General features: G+C 59.1%; 14 protein-coding genes. 9 read left to right on the plus strand and 5 right to left on the minus strand.

Annotation, left to right across the window (positions count from 1 at the left end):
* Nucleotides 1–160 precede the first annotated feature (160 nt).
* From AC6FTP_RS08750 to AC6FTP_RS08760, 3 genes are all read left to right on the plus strand, one after another.
* Complete coding sequence (locus tag AC6FTP_RS08750; protein ID WP_497206531.1) at nt 161–871, plus strand: 3D domain-containing protein; 711 nt, start codon at nt 161–163, stop codon at nt 869–871.
* 45 nt (nt 872–916) lie between these two features.
* The gene (locus AC6FTP_RS08755) at nt 917–2,128 is read left to right on the plus strand and encodes an alpha/beta hydrolase (RefSeq protein ID WP_497206532.1); all 1,212 of its coding nucleotides are present in this window, start codon (nt 917–919) and stop codon (nt 2,126–2,128) included.
* Between the two features lie 141 nt (nt 2,129–2,269).
* Nucleotides 2,270–3,592 carry a sodium:proton antiporter gene (locus tag AC6FTP_RS08760; protein ID WP_497206533.1) on the plus strand — a complete coding sequence of 441 codons (1,323 nt, stop codon included), beginning with the start codon at nt 2,270–2,272 and terminating at the stop codon, nt 3,590–3,592.
* A 5-nt stretch (nt 3,593–3,597) separates the two neighbouring features.
* On the opposite strand, the gene AC6FTP_RS08765 is transcribed toward AC6FTP_RS08760, so the two are convergent.
* From AC6FTP_RS08765 to AC6FTP_RS08780, 4 genes are all read right to left on the minus strand, one after another.
* Nucleotides 3,598–4,173: an RDD family protein gene (locus AC6FTP_RS08765; protein WP_497206534.1), complete on the minus strand. Its 576-nt coding sequence runs from the start codon at nt 4,171–4,173 to the stop codon at nt 3,598–3,600.
* 353 nt (nt 4,174–4,526) lie between these two features.
* On the minus strand, nt 4,527–4,760 hold the full coding sequence (locus AC6FTP_RS08770) for a transketolase-like TK C-terminal-containing protein (RefSeq protein WP_497206535.1): 234 nt from the start codon (nt 4,758–4,760) through the stop codon (nt 4,527–4,529).
* Between the two features lie 536 nt (nt 4,761–5,296).
* Nucleotides 5,297–7,273 carry a transketolase gene (gene tkt, locus AC6FTP_RS08775; protein ID WP_497206536.1) on the minus strand — a complete coding sequence of 659 codons (1,977 nt, stop codon included), beginning with the start codon at nt 7,271–7,273 and terminating at the stop codon, nt 5,297–5,299.
* Nucleotides 7,274–7,418: 145 nt separating this feature from the next.
* A complete protein-coding gene (locus AC6FTP_RS08780; protein WP_497206537.1) occupies nt 7,419–8,510 on the minus strand; it encodes a hypothetical protein in 1,092 nt (363 codons plus the stop codon).
* 158 nt (nt 8,511–8,668) lie between these two features.
* Here AC6FTP_RS08780 and AC6FTP_RS08785 point away from each other — a divergent pair, with 158 nt between their 5' ends.
* The 6 genes from AC6FTP_RS08785 (at nt 8,669) to AC6FTP_RS08810 (ending at nt 16,063) form a co-directional block, all read left to right on the plus strand.
* Nucleotides 8,669–9,694, plus strand: coding sequence for an aspartate-semialdehyde dehydrogenase (locus AC6FTP_RS08785; RefSeq protein WP_497206538.1), 1,026 nt, complete (start codon nt 8,669–8,671; stop codon nt 9,692–9,694).
* A gap of 49 nt (nt 9,695–9,743) precedes the next feature.
* Complete coding sequence (locus AC6FTP_RS08790; protein WP_497206539.1) at nt 9,744–10,496, plus strand: sterol desaturase family protein; 753 nt, start codon at nt 9,744–9,746, stop codon at nt 10,494–10,496.
* Between the two features lie 5 nt (nt 10,497–10,501).
* Nucleotides 10,502–11,728: a glycoside hydrolase family 99 protein gene (locus AC6FTP_RS08795; RefSeq protein WP_497206540.1), complete on the plus strand. Its 1,227-nt coding sequence runs from the start codon at nt 10,502–10,504 to the stop codon at nt 11,726–11,728.
* Nucleotides 11,729–11,853: 125 nt separating this feature from the next.
* Complete coding sequence (locus tag AC6FTP_RS08800; RefSeq protein WP_497206541.1) at nt 11,854–12,387, plus strand: UvrB/UvrC motif-containing protein; 534 nt, start codon at nt 11,854–11,856, stop codon at nt 12,385–12,387.
* Between the two features lie 24 nt (nt 12,388–12,411).
* On the plus strand, nt 12,412–13,533 hold the full coding sequence (locus tag AC6FTP_RS08805) for a protein arginine kinase (protein ID WP_497206542.1): 1,122 nt from the start codon (nt 12,412–12,414) through the stop codon (nt 13,531–13,533).
* Nucleotides 13,526–16,063 (plus strand): ATP-dependent Clp protease ATP-binding subunit, encoded by a 2,538-nt coding sequence (locus tag AC6FTP_RS08810; protein ID WP_497206543.1) that lies wholly within the window; start codon nt 13,526–13,528, stop codon nt 16,061–16,063. Before AC6FTP_RS08805 ends, AC6FTP_RS08810 begins: the two co-directional genes overlap by 8 nt.
* A gap of 64 nt (nt 16,064–16,127) precedes the next feature.
* On the opposite strand, the gene AC6FTP_RS08815 is transcribed toward AC6FTP_RS08810, so the two are convergent.
* Nucleotides 16,128–18,077 carry an alpha/beta hydrolase family protein gene (locus AC6FTP_RS08815; RefSeq protein ID WP_497206544.1) on the minus strand — a complete coding sequence of 650 codons (1,950 nt, stop codon included), beginning with the start codon at nt 18,075–18,077 and terminating at the stop codon, nt 16,128–16,130.
* Nucleotides 18,078–18,104: the final 27 nt, after the last annotated feature.

Raw genomic sequence — 18,104 nt, forward strand, 5'->3', positions numbered from 1 at the left:
ACCCAAACGGCAGCCTTTCCTGGGCCATTCGATCTGGGAGGAAGGCTGTTTTTAACGGAAGTTAGCTTTCCAAACGCCTTAAAAGTTTGCTTGTTATGGTTTTTATATTGCTAACTTATGGATATTTTAGTAGATTTCTCTCAGTTACCAATATTCAACCATGAATGCATTACTCTCTCAAGTCGGCTCACTCGCCGCTCTCGCATCGGTGGTGTTACTCAGTTCCTGCGCCTTACCCAATGCGCAGTTCACCGGCAATGCCGGGTCCAAGACTGGCTCAGGCGGGCCACTGACCCCCGGCGTGCGCTATGAAGTGCGCAAGGCGCTGGCGGCAGGTGTCCCCTTCCGCCCGACAGACATGAAACGTTACTACTTCGTGATCGAAGCTCCCCGACCGCCTTTGATGGCTGCCGCAACGACCCCAGGCCGCCAGATGACAGTCCGAACAACGGCCTACTGCCATGATGAAGACGACCACATCGTCTATGGAGCTCGCAACGCCTTGGGCACCCCCCTCAAATTCGGCAGCGTCCGCAGCGCTGCGGCAGACTGGTCCCGCTATCCGGTCGGGACACGTTTCAGGATCAGCGGTCAGCCAGAAGTCACTTATGTGGTGGACGACTACGGCAGCGCCCTCGTCGGCACCGGCACCATTGATATTTACAAGCCCACCCGCACTCAGATGGATGCCTGGGGCGTGCGCCATGTGAATATCGAAGTCCTCCAATGGGGTTCCTACCAGCGCAGCATGGAAATCATGCAGGACCGCATGAAATGGCCGCACGTCCGCCAGATGGTGCGCGGTATCCAGGAGCACATGTACCAGGTGAAAGCCGGCGGCTACAAAGGCCCCGTCACCGCATCACTGTGATTCAGTGGAAGGTCTGCCACTGCATGATCGTTGGAGAGCGCACTCATGATGCGCTCTCTTTTTTTGATCCCGGTGCTGGTCGCAGGAAACCTGCTCGGGCAGAACCCTCAAGGGCCGGTAATCTCTCTGGCCGCGCTGGAGAAAGCCATCTCCACCTCTGAAAGCAGTCACTCCAAAGAACTGCACGGCCAGGTGCTGCGGCTTTTTGGCAAACAAAACCTCCTCAAAGGCAAGCCCACCACCCGCATCGAAGGCACCAGCGTCGCCTGGGCCATCATGGACCCGCAACCCGCCCTGGTTCAGCGTGCCGATGGCACCGTGATCGGCTCCATGACCGCACTGGGTGAAGACGGATTGCAGGTGCTGGTGAAGACTTTGCCGAACTTCAGCGAGTTCCAATATCAAATCACCACCGGCGGCATGCCCCGTGTCGGCGGCATGGTGCATGTGGAGCATTACGACTACAGCGTTGACAGCCAGCCGCAGAAGGGAGTGCCCGTGGGCAAACTCGAAAAGTTTGCCTGGAAGCAGAGCCGCATCTTCCCCGACACCGTGCGTGATGTCACCGTGTACATCCCCCAGCAATACCAACCCGGCAGCGAGGCCTGCCTCATGGTCTGGCAGGATGGCAGCCGCCATGTCGATCCCTCGGGCTCCATGCGCGCCAGCGTCGTCTTTGATAATCTCATCCACAAAAAAGACATGCCCGTCACCATCGGCGTCTTCGTCGATCCCGGCCGCAAAATCTCCCAAAAGCAGGGCGACAAAGCCGCCAATCGCAGCCTCGAATACGACAGCCTCGGCGATGCCTATGTCCGTTTCCTTCTCGATGAAATCCTCCCCGAGGTGCAGAAGCGCTACGGCGTGAAATTCCGCCCCCAGCCCGAAGCCTGGGCCATCGCCGGCGGTTCCTCCGGCGGCATCTGCTCTTTCACCGCCGCCTGGGAGCGCCCGGACAAATTCCACAAGGTCCTCTGCTGGGTCGGCACCTTCGTCGATATTCGCGGCGGCAATGCCTACCCCTATCTCGTCCGCATCACCGAGCGGAAGCACATCCGCGTCTATCTCCTCGATGGCACCAACGACCTCGACAACAAGTTCGGCAACTGGCCCCTCGCCAACCGCATGATGGAAGCCAGCCTCAACTACATGGGCTACGACCACCGCGTGGACTGGACCGAGTGCTTCCACGGCAGCAAAGGCATGTCCCCCGCCCTGCCCGAGGCTCTCCGCTGGCTCTGGCGCGATGTGAAGTGAGCCTTCTTTTTCCTGAAAACAGTCCCGGCCTGTCCTATCCAGGAATGACGCAGGAGATTTGACAGCCGGGGCGTGCAGGCGCAGTAGCTTCCACTTGGCTCCCCCTGGCACGTCTCTCGACTCCCTTATTTTCCCTGACTCATGCTCCCACTCCTCGCCGCCGCCACGGCCTCCCATCCCGCCATGCCGCCGTATTGGATGATCCTGCCCTTTGCGGCGCTGCTGCTGAGCATCGCGCTGATGCCACTCTTTGCCGCGCATTTCTGGGAGCACCATTACCCGAAGGTGGCTGTGGGACTCGGGCTGGTGACGGCGGCGTATTATGGGCTGGTCCAGCATGACTGGCACGCGCTCCAACACGCGGGGCATGAGTATGTGAGCTTCATGGCGCTGGTGGGCTCCCTCTTTGTCATCTCCGGCGGGATCAATATCCGCGTGAAGGGTGAGGCCACCCCGCTGCGCAATGTCATCTTCCTGGCCGTGGGGGCTGTGCTCTCGAACTTCATCGGCACCACCGGCGCCTCCATGCTGCTGATCCGGCCTTGGATCAGGATGAACAAATACCGCATCACGGGGCAGCACATCGTGTTCTTCATCTTCGTGGTCAGCAACTGCGGCGGCGCGCTGACGCCCATCGGTGATCCGCCGCTGTTTCTCGGCTTCCTGCGTGGCGTGCCTTTCTGGTGGGTGCTGGAGCACGCATGGCTGGGCTGGCTGATCTGCGTGACGCTGCTGCTGGCGGTGTTCTTTGTGCTGGATACGATCAACTTCCGCCGTGCGCCGAAGCCTGTGCGAGAGGTGGAGACGGCGGAGGAGCACTTCTATTTTCGCGGCCTGCCGAACCTGGGCTTTCTGGGCATGGTGCTGGCAGCGGTCTTCCTGCCCAAGAGTGTGCAGGAGATGGTCATCGGCGGGGTGGTGAGTGTGCCGGCGCTGGTGATGATCGCGGCAGGCGTGGGATCCTACTTCACGTCAAAGCGGGAGATCCATGAGGCGAACGATTTCAATTTTGGGCCGGTGAAGGAAGTGGGCTATCTCTTTGCGGGCATCTTTTTGACGATGATCCCCGCGCTGCAGATCCTGCAAAGCGGGGAGACAGTGCAAATCACGACTCCACTGGGCTATTACTTTGCCACTGGCTCGCTCTCGGCCTTCCTGGACAATGCACCGACGTACCTCAGCTTCCTCGCGGCAGCGATGGGCACGGAGCATCTCTCCGTGGACTCGGCGGCGGATGTGGTGGGCTTTGCCGCATCGCACGCGCATCAACTGATCGCCATCTCGCTGGGCGCGGTGTTCTTCGGCGCAGGCAGCTACATCGGCAACGGGCCAAACTTCATGGTCAAGGCCATCGCCGACAAGTCGAAGGTCCACACGCCCGACTTCCTCCGCTACATGTGGCAGTTCTCCATCCCCATCCTCCTGCCCATCCTCATCGTCGTGGGCTGGCTGGTGGTGAAGTGATCCGCTCAGCGATAATGCCGCGCGAGTGCTGGGGAGATGCGTGCGGGCATGGGATTCCGCAAATCCACGACGAGGGTGCCTGACCAGCGATCATGCCAGCCGGAGGTGTTGCCACCGAGGAAGGAGAAGGGTTCGAAGGGCACAATGCGATACAGCGTGCGGAGGATGACCTTCATGAATGCCGGCTTCCCACCCGTGTGAGTGACCACCTTCGTGCCGGTGATCCACTTCGCCGGCGTGCGGCCAAAGAGGTACTCGAAGAGCGTGTAGTACACGAAGGCACCCACATAGGCGACGCCATAGGACTGAAGGTCCGACATGTTTTCGATCCAGACAGAGATGCCACTGAACAGCCCAAACTCCTCCAAGATGATCAGACCGACGAAGACGACGAAGATGCACCCGAGCTGTCCGGCCTGGTCGATGAGGTAATTGAGGAAACGTTTTCCCCCGCCAGCAGGACCGAAGCGGTCCATATCGATCCCTGTGATGGGTGCAGCCGAGGACGAGACATCCGCCTTCGGCGGCGCATAGGGATTCAAATCTTCGCCGACGATTTCAGGAGTGGGGAGAGTTTCCATGCGTGAAGAATGCAAAAGGAGCGCCCGTCTGCACAAGCCCAAAACGCGTCGGGCAGGAAATTGGCCGACCCTTTGTGGAAGACTTAGTCCTGAGGTCCCGACGGATGGCTGTCGTCCAAGATGCCCACGGAACTGCTCCATTGGTAGAGCCAGGGATGAGCATCAGCCAAGTCGGTAAAATCAGGCTGGTGTGCTCAACGGCATCAGTTTACGCGAACTTCATGTCACCGAATCTTGAAACAGCCGAACCCAGGCCAGGGCGGCAAAGCAGCCGCGTCGAAACAAAAAACCTCCCGAGCTTACGCAACGGGAGGTTTTGAAGGGGATAACGAATCAGGGGATTCGTTTGACGATCAAGCCAACGCTCTCGCGACAGCAGCGTCAGTGATGCCGAGTTCTTTGAAGACGGTGTTGCCCGGAGCGCTGATGCCGAAGCGGTCGATGCCGATGATATGGCCCTGGGTGCCGACGTATTTCCACCATAGGCCGGAGACGCCGGCTTCGATGGCGACGCGTTTAGCGCCTTCGGAATTCGTAGTATGCTTGCGAACGCTTGCGATCATACACGATATTGTAGCCTCCTCCATTACTCCAAATCACCTCAAACTTGAACCCATCAGCGATCCTGACTGGAGGGCTGTCGAAACGTGATTGAAATGGTGACAGCTTTGGATTGCCAAACTTTGATCGAAAGACTTCGATGGGTGTTTCAATCTCCTGAAGATCAAAACTTTTGAAAAGCTGACGGAACTCTGCCTCCGGAACTTGGAACTCTGCGAGATAACTAATACCATCTCGCCAGTAAGAGACTTTTGTCGCGCTAGATGGCAATTTTAGAAAAGTGACTTTTGATATCTCAGCATTCACTTCTGTTTCGAGGCGATACTGTTCACGAAAAGAATAAAACAAGAACAAGCTAATACCTAACCATAGAACAAGGATCAACACATATGCCCAGAGGGGTGGAGATTGCTGCTTTTCGTTCATCCGATTATCTAGCTACTCATGGTTAGCAGACCTCAATCCTGATAGGCAAGGATGAATGCTTGAAACAAAAAACCTCCCGAGCTTACGCAACGGGAGGTTTTGAAGGGGATAACGAATCAGGGGATTCGTTTGACGATCAAGCCAACGCTCTCGCGACAGCAGCTTCAGTGATGCCGAGTTCTTTGAAGACGGTGTTGCCCGGAGCGCTGATGCCGAAGCGGTCGATGCCGATGATCTGGCCCTGGGTACCGACGTATTTCCACCAGAGGCCGGAGACACCGGCTTCGATGGCGACGCGCTTCGTGCAGGCGACTGGCAGGACGGACTCGCGATACTCGGCGCTCTGGCGGTCGAAGCGTTCCATGCAGGGCATGGAGACGACGCGGACGCCGGGCTTACCTTTGGAACCTTCGACCGCCCACTGAACTTCAGAGCCAGTGGCGATGACGATGGCTTCGAGAGGGGCGGTTTCCTTCACGAGGATGTAACCACCTTTGAGCGTGCCTTCGCGACGCGTGGCAGCGCTGGCGATGCCCTGGTGTGGGAGGTCCTGGCGGCTGAGGGCGAGCAGGGTCGGGCCGTCTTGACGGCTGAAGGCGGCAGCAAAGGCGGCGGCGGCTTCTTCCGCATCGCCGGGGCGGATGACGTCGAGGTTTGGGATGACGCGCAGACCGCTGACAGTCTCGACGGGCTGATGTGTGGGGCCGTCTTCACCGACGCCGACGCTGTCGTGCGTGAAGATGTAGGTGACGGGCAGCTTCGCCAAGGCAGCGAGGCGGATGCTCGGGCGGCAGTAGTCGGCGAAGACGAGGAAGGTGGCACCGCTGGCGAGGAAGAGACCGTCGTAGGCGAGGCCGTTGCAGATGGCACCCATAGCGTGCTCACGGATGCCGAACCAGATGTTGCGGCCCGTGTTGTTCGTGGCGCTGAAGTCGCCCATGCCGGTGAGATAGTTCTTCGTGGAGCCGAAGAGATCAGCGCTGCCGGTCACGAGATGCGGCACGGCTTTGGCGATGTGGTTGAGGATTTCGCCGCCGCTGTTGCGGGTGGCGGCCTTGCCTTCGGACGGATATTCCGGCACGACTTTCAGCAGATCCTCGGCGCTGATGCTGCCGTGGCGGGCGGCTTCAAGCTGGGCGGCGAGTTCAGGATTCGCAGCGCTCCAGGCAGTGAAAGTGGTGGTCCACTCGGCATGAGCAGCGGCGCGTTTGGCTTTGAGATCGGCGAAGTAGGCTTTCACTTCATCGCTGACGTAGAAATGCGTGCCTTCAGGGATGCCGAGGCCTTTCTTGGCAGCATCGACGAACTTCGCACCACCTTCGCCATGGCCCTTGGCGGTGCCGGCGACTTCGGGGATGCCTTTGCCGATGATGGTCTTGGCGATGATGATCTTGGGCTTGCCGTTGTCGGCCTGCTTCGCGGTTTCGATGGCACCGAGGATGGCGTCGAGATCGTGTCCGTCGATGGTCACGGCGTCCCAGCCGATGGCGGTATAAAGTGTCTGCACATCTTCGCTCTGCGTGATCTTCGCCATGGCGTCGAGCGTCACATCGTTCGAGTCGTAAATGAGGATCAGGTTATCGAGCGCGTTGTGCGCGGCAAAGGAGACGGCTTCACGCGCCACGCCTTCCTGCAAGCAGCCGTCACCAGCGAGAGCAATGACGTGGTTGTCGATGATCGTGTGAGCAGCAGTGTTGTACTTCGCAGCAGCCATTTTGCTGGAGAGGGCATAACCCACGGCATTGCCCACGCCCTGGCCGAGAGGGCCGGTGGTGGACTCGACGCCTGGGGTTTCATGAAACTCAGGGTGGCCCGGAGTGATGGAATGCAGGACACGAAAATTCGAGACGTCGCCGATGGAGACTTCGTAGCCGCTGAGGTGCAGCCAGGAGTAGATGAACATGGAGCCGTGACCGGCGGAGAGGATGAAACGATCACGATTCAGCCATTTCGGGTCGGCTGGATTGCAGCGGAGGCTTTCGCCAAAAAGCACTGCGCCGATTTCCGCTGCGCCGAGCGGCAGGCCAAGATGGCCGGAAGAACATTTGTGGACGGCATCCATGGCGAGACCACGGGCTTCATTGGCGGCTTGGGCGAGGAGGGCTTTGTTCATGAGCAGAGACGGGAGTTATGACCCGGCGCATGGAGCATGGAAAAGCCAACCAGCACCGGGGGCCTGTTCCTTACCGGTGGAGGGGGGCGTTTCAAGGGGGGAAATGATGAATGACATCAGGCCCATCCATGAATGAAATACGTGCTTACTTGGCGAACCATCCCCTCGCCAGCTCACTCGTGGCGAAGAACTCCAGCAATTGCTTCGCGACCTTTTCCTGACCGCTGCGGCTGGGATGGGTGCCGTCGCCGCCGAAGTCGTCTTTGGCATACTTGAGTGCATCGAACTTGCGGCCCTTCTCGCCTTCGGACCACAGGTAGGGGCCCCAGAGGAGGAGCGGCGATTTGGCCGGGGCGAGTTCGGCATCACCCGCCATCTGCTTTTGAATGAGATGCCTCACGGCGAAGGCACCCTCATACGCATAGGGCTCGGGGTTCAGACCCGTGTTGGCATAGCCAGCGTAGATGCGGCTGGCGAGATAGGCGATGCGGAGGTTCGGGAAGCGGGTCTTGAGGTTATGCAGCACCTTGATGGTGTCGGCCTCGAGTTGTGCGAGATGCTCAGTCTTTGAGCCGCTGGGACCGGCATTGGCGAGTTTCACCCAGGCCACCTGCACCTGCTGCGGAGTGACACCGGCATTTTGGAGTCGCTCCATCGCCACGGGCCACGGGCGACCTTCCGGTGGTGCCCAGGCGGCCATGGTCTGACCGCCTTGGGCGCAATCGACGATGGTGAGTTTGTCCGACTTGCGTGGATCGGTATCGGCGATGCGCTTGAAAAAGGAGAACTCCTGCGTGGCGTTTGACATGCTGATGGAGACGAAGACGACTTTGCCACTGACCGACTGCTTGCCTTCGGCATCCAACGGCTGAATCTGCGCGAGTGCCTCGGCGGCGGTCTTTTTGAGCGCTTCCGGTGGTTCATTGCTGCCTTTGCCATAGAGTCCGCCTTCTTCACCCTCGTAGCGATCCTCAGCCGTCATGTCGGTCAGCGGCTTGAGGGATTCGGGGGCCTTGCGCTGGTTCGTGGGGCGACCACTGCCACCTCGATTGCCGCCCTTGCGACGAACTTCCTTGGCTTGATCAAGATACTTCTGGTCCTCGGGAGCGAGCTTTTCTCCACGTTGCTCACGTTGAAAAAGCTGCTGCGCCTTGTGCCAGTCGATGGGCGACACGGTGGTCTGAGCGACGACGGAAAAGGCTCCAGCGAGGAGCAGCAGGAGGATAGTTGGTTTCATGGCGGGCCTTGAAACACAGCAAACTGGGAAGTGGTTCCAAATATCCGAGCTACAGGAAATTTGCCCATCCCCGCCCGCCCCTTGCATTCCCGAAGATCGCCCCTACTCTGCGCGCCCTTTTTTACCCAACCCCAAGCAACAACCATCCACACAAGACCATGAGCAACCTCAAGCACGTCGCGGTCGTCGGCGCCACCGGAGCGGTGGGAGTGGAAATGCTGCGCTGTCTCGAAGAGCGCGGTTTCCCCGTCGGCCAACTCACCCTTCTCGCCAGCGCCCGCAGCGCCGGTAAGACGATGAAATTCAAAGGTGAAGACGTGACCATTAAGGAACTCACGGCTGACAGCTTCGCCGGGGTGGACATCGCGCTCTTCAGCGCCGGTGGCGGCATCTCCCGCGACTTCGCCCCGCATGCGGTGAAAGCCGGTGCCGTGGTGGTGGACAACTCCTCCTACTTCCGCCAGGACCCGACCGTCCCGCTCGTGGTGCCTGAGATCAACGCCGCTGATGTGAAGGGCCACAAAGGCATCATCGCGAACCCAAACTGCACCACCGCCATCTCACTGATGGCGCTTTATCCGCTGCATCAGGCCTTCGGCGTGAAGCGCATCTTTGCCAGCAGCTACCAGGCCGTCTCCGGCACCGGCGCTCAGGCCATCGAAGAACTCGCCAAGCAGTCCCGCGAATGGGCGGCTGAAAATCGTGAATGGGATGCTGCCAAGCTGGCATCGAAACCAACCGTCTATCCACATCAGATCGCCTTCAATGCCATCCCGCATGTGGATTCGTTCCTCGACAGTGGCTACACGAAGGAAGAGATGAAAATGGAGAACGAAGGCCGCAAGATCATGCATCACCCGGACTTCCGCGCCTCCGTGACCTGCGTGCGCATCCCCGTCTTCCGCGCCCACAGCATCGCCATCAGCGCCGAGTTCGAAAAGCCCATCACCGTCGCCGCTGCGCGTGAGGTCTTGAGCAAAGCCCCTGGCCTTGATGTGATCGACGATCCTGCCAACAAGCAGTATCCACTCGCCCTCGACATCGCCGGTCGCGACAACTGCGCCGTCGGCCGCATCCGCATGGACTGTGCCCTCGACAACGGCCTCGCCTTCTGGGTCGTCGGCGACCAGCTCCTCAAAGGAGCCGCGCTGAACGCCGTGCAGATCGCAGAGTGTCTCGTCTAAGTCGTGTTTCCGGTTGTTCGATCAATCCTCCAAGGTTGATTGAGCCATCATGATGTCTGCCCTTTTTGATTGGTTTGCCGCCCGTTCGCTCCTCGAATGGGCGGCATTCAGTTTGATAGGGAACGTCGCCATCTTCATCGGCTCGGTCTGGCTCTGTGACTGGCTCGGGAAGCTCTACTCCGCCAGACCCTTGTTTGCCGCAAGACATCCGATTTCAAAAAAGGATGCCCGCCTGGCTGGAGTCGCTGTTTTGCTTAATTCCAGCATCGCCGTGCTAGGTTGGTGGCTATGGCAGGAACGCTGGATCACCATCACCCATCCAGCTTGGTGGCGCACCATTTTGGATGTGTTCGTCTTCGTCATGCTGATGGATTTCGCGATGTATCTCACCCATCGAATCGCTCACGATCCATGGCTCTATAAGAAGATCCACGCCACACACCACACTCATCAAGCTACGAATCCCATCAGCCTGTTCGTCTTGAATCCTTTGGAGGTTCTAGGTTTCGGCTCGCTCATGCTTTCAGTGCTCATCGCCATTCCGCTCTCAGGGACTGCCGTGCTCGTTTATCTCACGCTGAACGTGCTTTTCGGCACTCTTGGGCACGCCGGAGTTGAGCCCTTCCCCAGAAGCTGGGCTAGATGGATTCTCGTCCGGCAAATCGGCACCAGCACCTTCCACGCGGAGCATCATCTTCAGCCACGGACGAACTACGGCTTCTACACCGTGATTTGGGATCGCCTGTTCGGAACGCTCCACCCTCGCTACGACGCTGCCATTGCAGGCAAAGCGGAACCATAAATTCAATGCGTTTACTCGTCTTCATCCTGTCATTATCTAGTCTCCTCAACGCTGCCGATCCCACCACGCTTTTCGGCAAGGTGCTGTGTGGCTATCAGGGCTGGTTTGCGACACCGACCGATGGCTCGAACCTCGGGTGGGTTCATTACGGCTTCGGTAAGCCGGGGCAGTGTCACATCGACCTCTGGCCGTATGTCTCGGAACTGGATGCAGACGAGCGATTCGACACACCTCTGAAGCACGCCGATGGCACAACGGCTCAGGTTTATAGCTCGGCGCAGCCGAAGACGGTGCGGCGGCATTTCGAGTGGATGCGCGAGCATGGGATCGACGGCGTTTTCCTCCAGCGTTTCGGCACGGTGCTGAAGGACAAACGCTTCCGGGCGCATCACGACACCGTTTTGCAGCATGTTCGAGACAGCGCGAAAGCTGCGGGCCGGACCTGGTGCGTGATGTATGACCTCAGCGGCCTGAAATTAGGTGAGCTCGAATCCGTGATCATGCAGGACTGGAAGCGCCTACGCACCGAGCTGCGCATCCTCGATGACCCGACTTATCAACGCCATGCGGGCAAGCCCGTCGTCGCCGTCTGGGGCATCGGCTTCAATGATGGGCGTGATTACACGCTCGATCAGAGCCACGCGTTGCTGCGCTTCCTGCATGACAATCCCGAGTTCGGCAAACTCACCGTCATGGCTGGCGTGCCCTGGCATTGGCGGACTCAGGAGGGCGATGCCACCCGCGATGCAAAGCTCCACGAAGTGCTGCAAAGCGCCGATATCATCAGCCCATGGGCCGTGGGTCGCTATCACTCGCCTGCGAATGCCGCGCAGATGATCGGCAAAGTGCATGAAGCCGATTCGAAGTGGTGTTGCGAGTATGGGAAGGACTACCTGCCCGTCGTGTTCCCCGGCTTCAGTTGGCGGAACCTGAGCAAGATGCGCGGTGTCGATGCTCCGCTGAATGCGATCCCACGACTCGGCGGCGAGTTTCTCTGGTCTCAAGCACGCGCGCGGATCGCCGGAGGCAGTTCGATGCTCTACTTTGCCATGTTTGATGAGCTGGACGAGGGCACCGCCATCTTTAAAACGACCTCGCAGGTGCCCGTCGGCGTCGAAGGGTTCGTCACCGAGCCCAAGCTGAAATCAGATCATTACCTCTGGCTCACCGGCATGATCGGAAAAGCCCTGCGGCGGGAGATTCCACTCACCCCAGCCTTGCCAGTGAGATAAAAGCTGGCTCCCGACCAGGGCGCCCGCGCCATTGACGCCCTCTTTGCGCTGCCGTAAGCGTACCCAAACCGTGCGTCAGGCGTATCCTTTTCATCAGGCGCATTCGGCCTGAAATTTCCCCATCCATGAAGTGCGACGTTTGCGAGAGTGAAGCCACCGTGTTCCTGACCCAGATCATCAATGGGCAGATGACCACGGTGAACCTGTGTGATGCCTGCTCGAAGGCCAAAGGGGTGACTGATGAGGCCGGGTTCGGCCTCGCGGAAGCCTTCCTGAGTGGCGGCAATACCGAAGTGCCGTCCACTGAGGTCGTTTGCGCCTCCTGCGGATTCACCGCCTCCCAACTGAAAAAGATCGGCCGCATGGGCTGCCCTGAGTGCTACTCCACCTTCCGCGAGGGATTGGATCATCTCCTGCGTGCCATGCACAAAGGCACCCGGCACATCGGCAAGGTGCCTGCCAGTATCCAGATCAGCGCGCCAGAGGAAAATCCACCTCCTCCACCGGCAGCCCCCAAACCTCGTGCTTCAAAAAGAGCAGCTCCACCGCCAGTCACCATCGCTCAGCTCCGCGAGCAGCTCGAAGCTGCCGTGCGTGATGAACGTTATGAAGATGCCGCCGCTCTGAAGAAAGAGATCGAGCGCATCAGCAATGCCTGACACGCCTCCCAGCCTCCGCTTCCCATGCTTTTCAAAACTCTCATCAACCATCCAGCCGACTGGATGCAGGGCACTGGCCCGCATTCCGATGTCGTGATGACCTCGCGCGTGCGGCTCGCACGCAACCTGCGTGGGTTCCCCTTCCCTGGCTACAGCAAGGAACATCAAAGGCAGGAACTGCTCCAGCTCGCGCGCCCCGTCGTCGAAGGTCTGGCGGAGATGAAGGACCGCTACAGCGAGGACTACGCCAGTGTCAGCAAGATCAAGAAACAGGTGCTCGTCGAACGTCACCTCATCAGCCGTGAACATGCCGCTCGTGCAGCGGGCTGCGCCGTGGTCGTGGATCGGAATCAGAACCTCTCGATCATGATCAATGAGGAGGACCACTTCCGCATCCAGGGCATCCGCCCCGGCCTCAATTTGCGCAGCGCTTGGGAGCTGGTGGACAGCGTGGATTCAGAGTTGGAATCGCAGTTACCTTACGCCTTTGATTCACAGCTCGGCTACCTTACTGCCTGCCCCACGAATGTCGGCACGGGCATGCGAGCCTCCGTGATGCTGCATTTGCCTGCGCTGGCACTCACGGAGCAGATCAATCCCGTGATCAAAGCCGTGGGCAAGATCGGCTTGGCCGTGCGTGGTCTTTATGGCGAGGGCACCGAGGCACTCGGGAACCTTTTCCAAATCTCCAACCAGCACACGCTGGGTGAAAAAGAATCCGAGATCATCGCCGCAATCGAGAAAGTCATCGAGCGGGTGGTGAACTCGGAGATGAACGCCCGGCAAAAGCTTCTGGAGGAGAACTCCACCATGCTGCGTGACCAGGTTGGGCGTGCTTTTGCCATTTTACGCTATGCGCACATCCTGACTTCGAAGGAGGCATTGAATTTGCTTTCCATGCTCCGGCTCGGGGCTGACCTCGATCTCATCCCGAACTGCGACCGCTCTCTGCTCGACCTCCTTTTGCTCGAAATCCAACCCGCTCATCTTCAACTCCGCGCTGGCTCAGAACTCACGCCAGAGGAGCGGGATATGCGCCGCGCGGAAATCACCCGCACACGGTTGCAATCCCTCGACGGCCCTTCTAACGTTTCTACAAATCAAACCCCTCCAGAGGTTCCGCCCTCGGATTCCACCCATGAATAACTTCACCCCACGCGCCCAACAGGTTCTGGCACTCGCACGCAAGGAGGCAGACCGCTTCAACCACAACTACGTCGGCACGGAACACATCCTGCTCGGGCTCATCAAGCTCGGCCAGGGCGTCGCCGTGAACGTGCTCGGCAAGCTCGGGCTCGATCTCGAAACCGTTCGCCTCCAAGTCGAGCAGCAGGTCGGCTCCGGCCCCGAAACCAAGATGGTGGGCAACATTCCCTACACTCCACGAGTGAAGAAGGTGCTCGCCCTCGCCAGCAAGGAAGCCAAAGCCCTGAATCACAGCTACGTCGGCACCGAGCACATCCTGCTCGGCCTTCTGCGTGAGGGTGAAGGCGTCGCCGCACAGGTGCTGCGCAACCTCGATGTGAATCTCGACAAAGCCCGCAACGAGATCCTCAAGGAACTCGATCCTAACTTCAGCTCGAACGAAGAGGAAGAAGAGGATGATTCCGAACCCGTAACGCCTGATGGCAAGAACGAGGAAGATCCGAAGAAGAAAAAGAAGAACGAGAAGACCCCCGCTCTCCGTGCCTTTGGCCGTGACCTCACCGAGCTTGCCCAGAAAGGCGAGATGGACCCTGTCATCGGCCGCACGGAAGAGATCGCCCGTGTCATCCAGATCCTCTGCCGCCGCACGAAAAACAATCCCGTCCTGATCGGTGAAGCTGGTGTGGGCAAGACCGCCATCGTCGAAGGTCTGGCTCAAGAAATCATCAATGGAAACGTGCCCGAAATCCTGCGTGAGAAGCGTGTGATCACGCTCGACCTCGCTTTGATGGTCGCTGGCACCAAGTATCGCGGTCAGTTCGAAGAGCGCATCAAGGCCGTCATGGATGAGATCCGCCGCACGAAGAACGTCATCCTCTTCATCGACGAAATGCACACCATGGTCGGTGCCGGTTCCGCCGAAGGCACCATGGATGCCAGCAACATCATCAAGCCCGCCCTCAGCCGTGGCGAAATGCAGGTCATCGGTGCCACCACGCTGAATGAGTTCCGCAAATACATCGAGAAGGACAGCGCCCTGGAGCGCCGCTTCCAGCAGGTGAAAGTCGAGGAGCCCTCCGTCGAGGACGCCATCAAGATCCTCATGGGTCTCAAAGGCAAATACGAGATGCACCACAAGGCACATTACAGTGACACCGCCATCCGCTCTGCCGTCAATCTCAGCGCCCGCTATCTCACGGCCCGCTTCCTTCCAGACAAAGCCATCGACATCATGGACGAGGCTGGCTCACGCTGCCGCATCGCCGCGATGACGCGTCCACCTGAACTCAAGGACATCGATGCCGAGATCGAAGCCATCCGCGTCGAGAAAGAAGGCTCCATCAAAGATCAGGACTTCGAAAAAGCCGCGCGTCTCCGTGATCGTGAAAAGAACGCCAAGAAGCGCTACGACGACGTGCTCAGCACCTGGAGACAAAACAACCAGGAGCGCATCGTCGAAGTCGGCGAAGACGACGTCATGTCCGTCATCGCCAAATGGACCGGCGTTCCACTTCAGCGAATGGAGCAGGCCGAAGCTTCGAAGCTTCTCAAGATGGAAGCCGAGCTCAAAGGCAAGGTCATCGGCCAGGACGAAGCCGTCATCGCCATTTCCAAAGCCCTCCGCCGCAGCCGTGCCGACCTCAAAGATCCGCGCCGCCCCATCGGCAGCTTCCTCTTCCTCGGCCCTACGGGTGTCGGCAAGACCTTCCTCGCGAAGAACCTCGCCGAGTTCATGTTCGGCAGCCCTGAGGCGCTGATCCAGCTCGACATGTCTGAGTACATGGAGAAGCACACCGCTTCCCGACTCATCGGCGCCCCTCCTGGGTATGTCGGTTATGAAGAAGGCGGCCAGCTCTCCGAAGCCGTGCGTCGCCGTCCCTACAGCGTCGTGCTTTTCGATGAGATCGAAAAAGCGCATCCCGATGTCATGCACCTCCTGCTCCAGATCCTTGAAGAAGGTCAGGTCACCGACAACTTCGGCCGCAAAATCGACTTCCGTAACACCATCGTCATCCTCACCTCGAACGTCGGCGCCGAGCAAATCAAGCGCCAGACCACGCTTGGCTTTGCCGCCATGCAGCAGGACCACGCGGACAACGACGCCATCAAGACGAAGATCAACGAGACCGCGAAGAAGTTCTTCAAGCCCGAGTTCCTCAACCGTCTCGACGACCTCATCGTCTTCAAGATGCTCGAGAAGGAACAACTCAACACCATCGTCGATCTCGAAGTCAGCAAAGTAGTCGCCCGCCTCAAGAAGAAGAACATCGTCATCACGCTGGATGCTGGCGCTGTCGAGTTCCTCGCCAAAGAAGGCTACGATCCGCAATACGGAGCCCGTCCGATGCGCCGTGCCGTCGAGAAGAACATCGAAGATCCGCTCTCCGAGCACCTCCTCCGTGGCGATGTCCGCGAAGGCGATGTGGTGAAAGTTACCTTCGATGTCGAGAACAAGCGTCTCAAATTCGCCGCTGATGCCCGTCCAGAAGCGGAAAAAGAGACGACCGAGGAATCCGTCACTTCATCCTAGAATGTGAGGTGGGCAGAGATGCCCGCAACGAGTTACCGAGACCGGTCAGCAACCCTGACCGGTCTCATCGTTTCTGGCACAAACGCTGGAGCGCTTCGACATCGCCATACTTCACCGCACCGGGGACGAAGTTCACATCCCAGAAGCTCGTCAGATTGGCGAAACGGAAACCATTCAGTTCCGCCTTCACGCTGGAGACGGCATTGCCGAGCAAAGCCCCTGCCACCAAGGCCGCCGGCGCTGCACCATCGGTGCCGATAATCTCGATGTCCTTCGCGGGCCATTTGTCATGGCTCTGCATCATCGCCACCATGGTGAAGGCATCATGCACTCGGCGGGCGAGCAGCGTGGGATTGTAGCCAAAGGTGTAGCCGCTGAACTCGCGGAAGTCGTTCGGCTTGGCCTTCAGATTGTCGCCAGCTTTCGGCTGCTCGTTCGCGCCTTCGAGATAGAGCTGCGGACAGGCGATGGCGACTCCAGCATCGAGCAGCTTTTTCACCTCAGGCGATGAAGGTCCCGCGCCATGGATGGTATCGAATCCTTTGTCCGTGAGCCAGAGCACCGCCTTGCCTTTCCAGTCCTTCGGAAAGAGGAAGCTCGCGGACACTTCTTCGCCATGCGCGGCGTTTCGCGTCAAACCTTGGATCACCATGTAGTCGCCGCGATCTTCCTTGGCGATGGCTTCGTAACTGACATCCGTCCCGGAGGCAGTGCCGCGCCCCACGATGGTTTGCCAAGCTTTCAAACTCAGATCATCCGCGCCTTCCTTGGCCTGCCACTTTGCATCCTGCGCGGTGAACCAAGCACACACCGCATTCTCGTGAGCCGTGCCGACTTGATCGCCCGAAGGTTTCGGATGCTCGGCGGTCCAGACGGTGAGTTCGTCCTTGTTTGAGAAAACGAAGTCGCGCTCTTCGATAGGCTCCTTGTGCCCGAGTTGGAAATGCTTGTTGAAGAAGGCATACATCGCCAGTCGAGACGGCAGATTGTAGTTGTGAGGGAACTGCGTGGCGATGTGCGCCGTCACACGATCTGGCACACCGAGCATGGCGTAGAGGTTCTTCAGATCTGGCAAGCCTTTCGTCGCCAGTTCCTTCGTCCAATCATCTGCCGCCGTCATGCCAAGCGGGCGCGGAGCCGTGAGTGCCGCGATGTCGATATTACCCTGGCCGATGCGCAGGTAGTGCGTGTTCTCACAAGTGCAGCCGCCCTGCATCGCCGTGGAAACCATCACGCAGGGAAAGGCCGCTTTGATGCGTGGATCGATGCCTGTGATCATCATCGTCTGCGTGCCGCCGCCGCTCTCGCCAGTGCAGCCTATGCGCTCCGCATCCACACCTTCGATCCCCATCAGGAAATCCAGCGCGCGGATACTGTTCCAGGTCTGGAGCCCGAAGAAAGTCTGGAGACTCAAATCCGCCTGCGGCGACAGGAACCCTTCCTTCCTCGCTCCGTGGCGATGTTCGTTGAACTGGATGGAGTCTGCATATCCCACCATATCATAGAGGAAGGCCGCGCAGCCCAAGCGAGCCAGCCCTACGCAACGCGCCTGCATCGGCGAGCGCGCTCCGCTTTCCAGCTTCTCCGCCCCTGTTTCGATCTGCTTCTTCGTCGCTGCGGTGCCTGGACCGTAATCCTGGAAGCGACCATCCGGCCAGTGCCCGTGCGGGCAAAGAATGCCCGGCATCTTCGCGGGGCGCGGCTTGGGCAGATACAGATTACCCGTGACGAAATGCCCAGGCAGACTCTCGAAGAACACCCGCTCGATGGTGTAGTCCTCACGCTCCACCCTGCCATGCACCACGGCATTCAGCGGCGTCTTCTCCGGCAGCGGCAGCAGACCATTTCCCACAAGCAAACGCTGCTCGATCTCCTGCTTCCGCGCCTGCCAGGCATCGGCGGACTTCACTGGCGTGAAGGGAAAGTAACCCTGCAAATCGCGCATCTCACGCTGCGCGTGCAAGGGCGTGAAGGAACCAACAGCGAGGACGGCGAGTAGCAGAAGTGATTTCATGATGGCGCGAGTTTGGCGGGAAACATC

The organism is Prosthecobacter sp., from assembly GCF_044378005.1.
Taxonomy (GTDB): domain Bacteria; phylum Verrucomicrobiota; class Verrucomicrobiia; order Verrucomicrobiales; family Verrucomicrobiaceae; genus Prosthecobacter.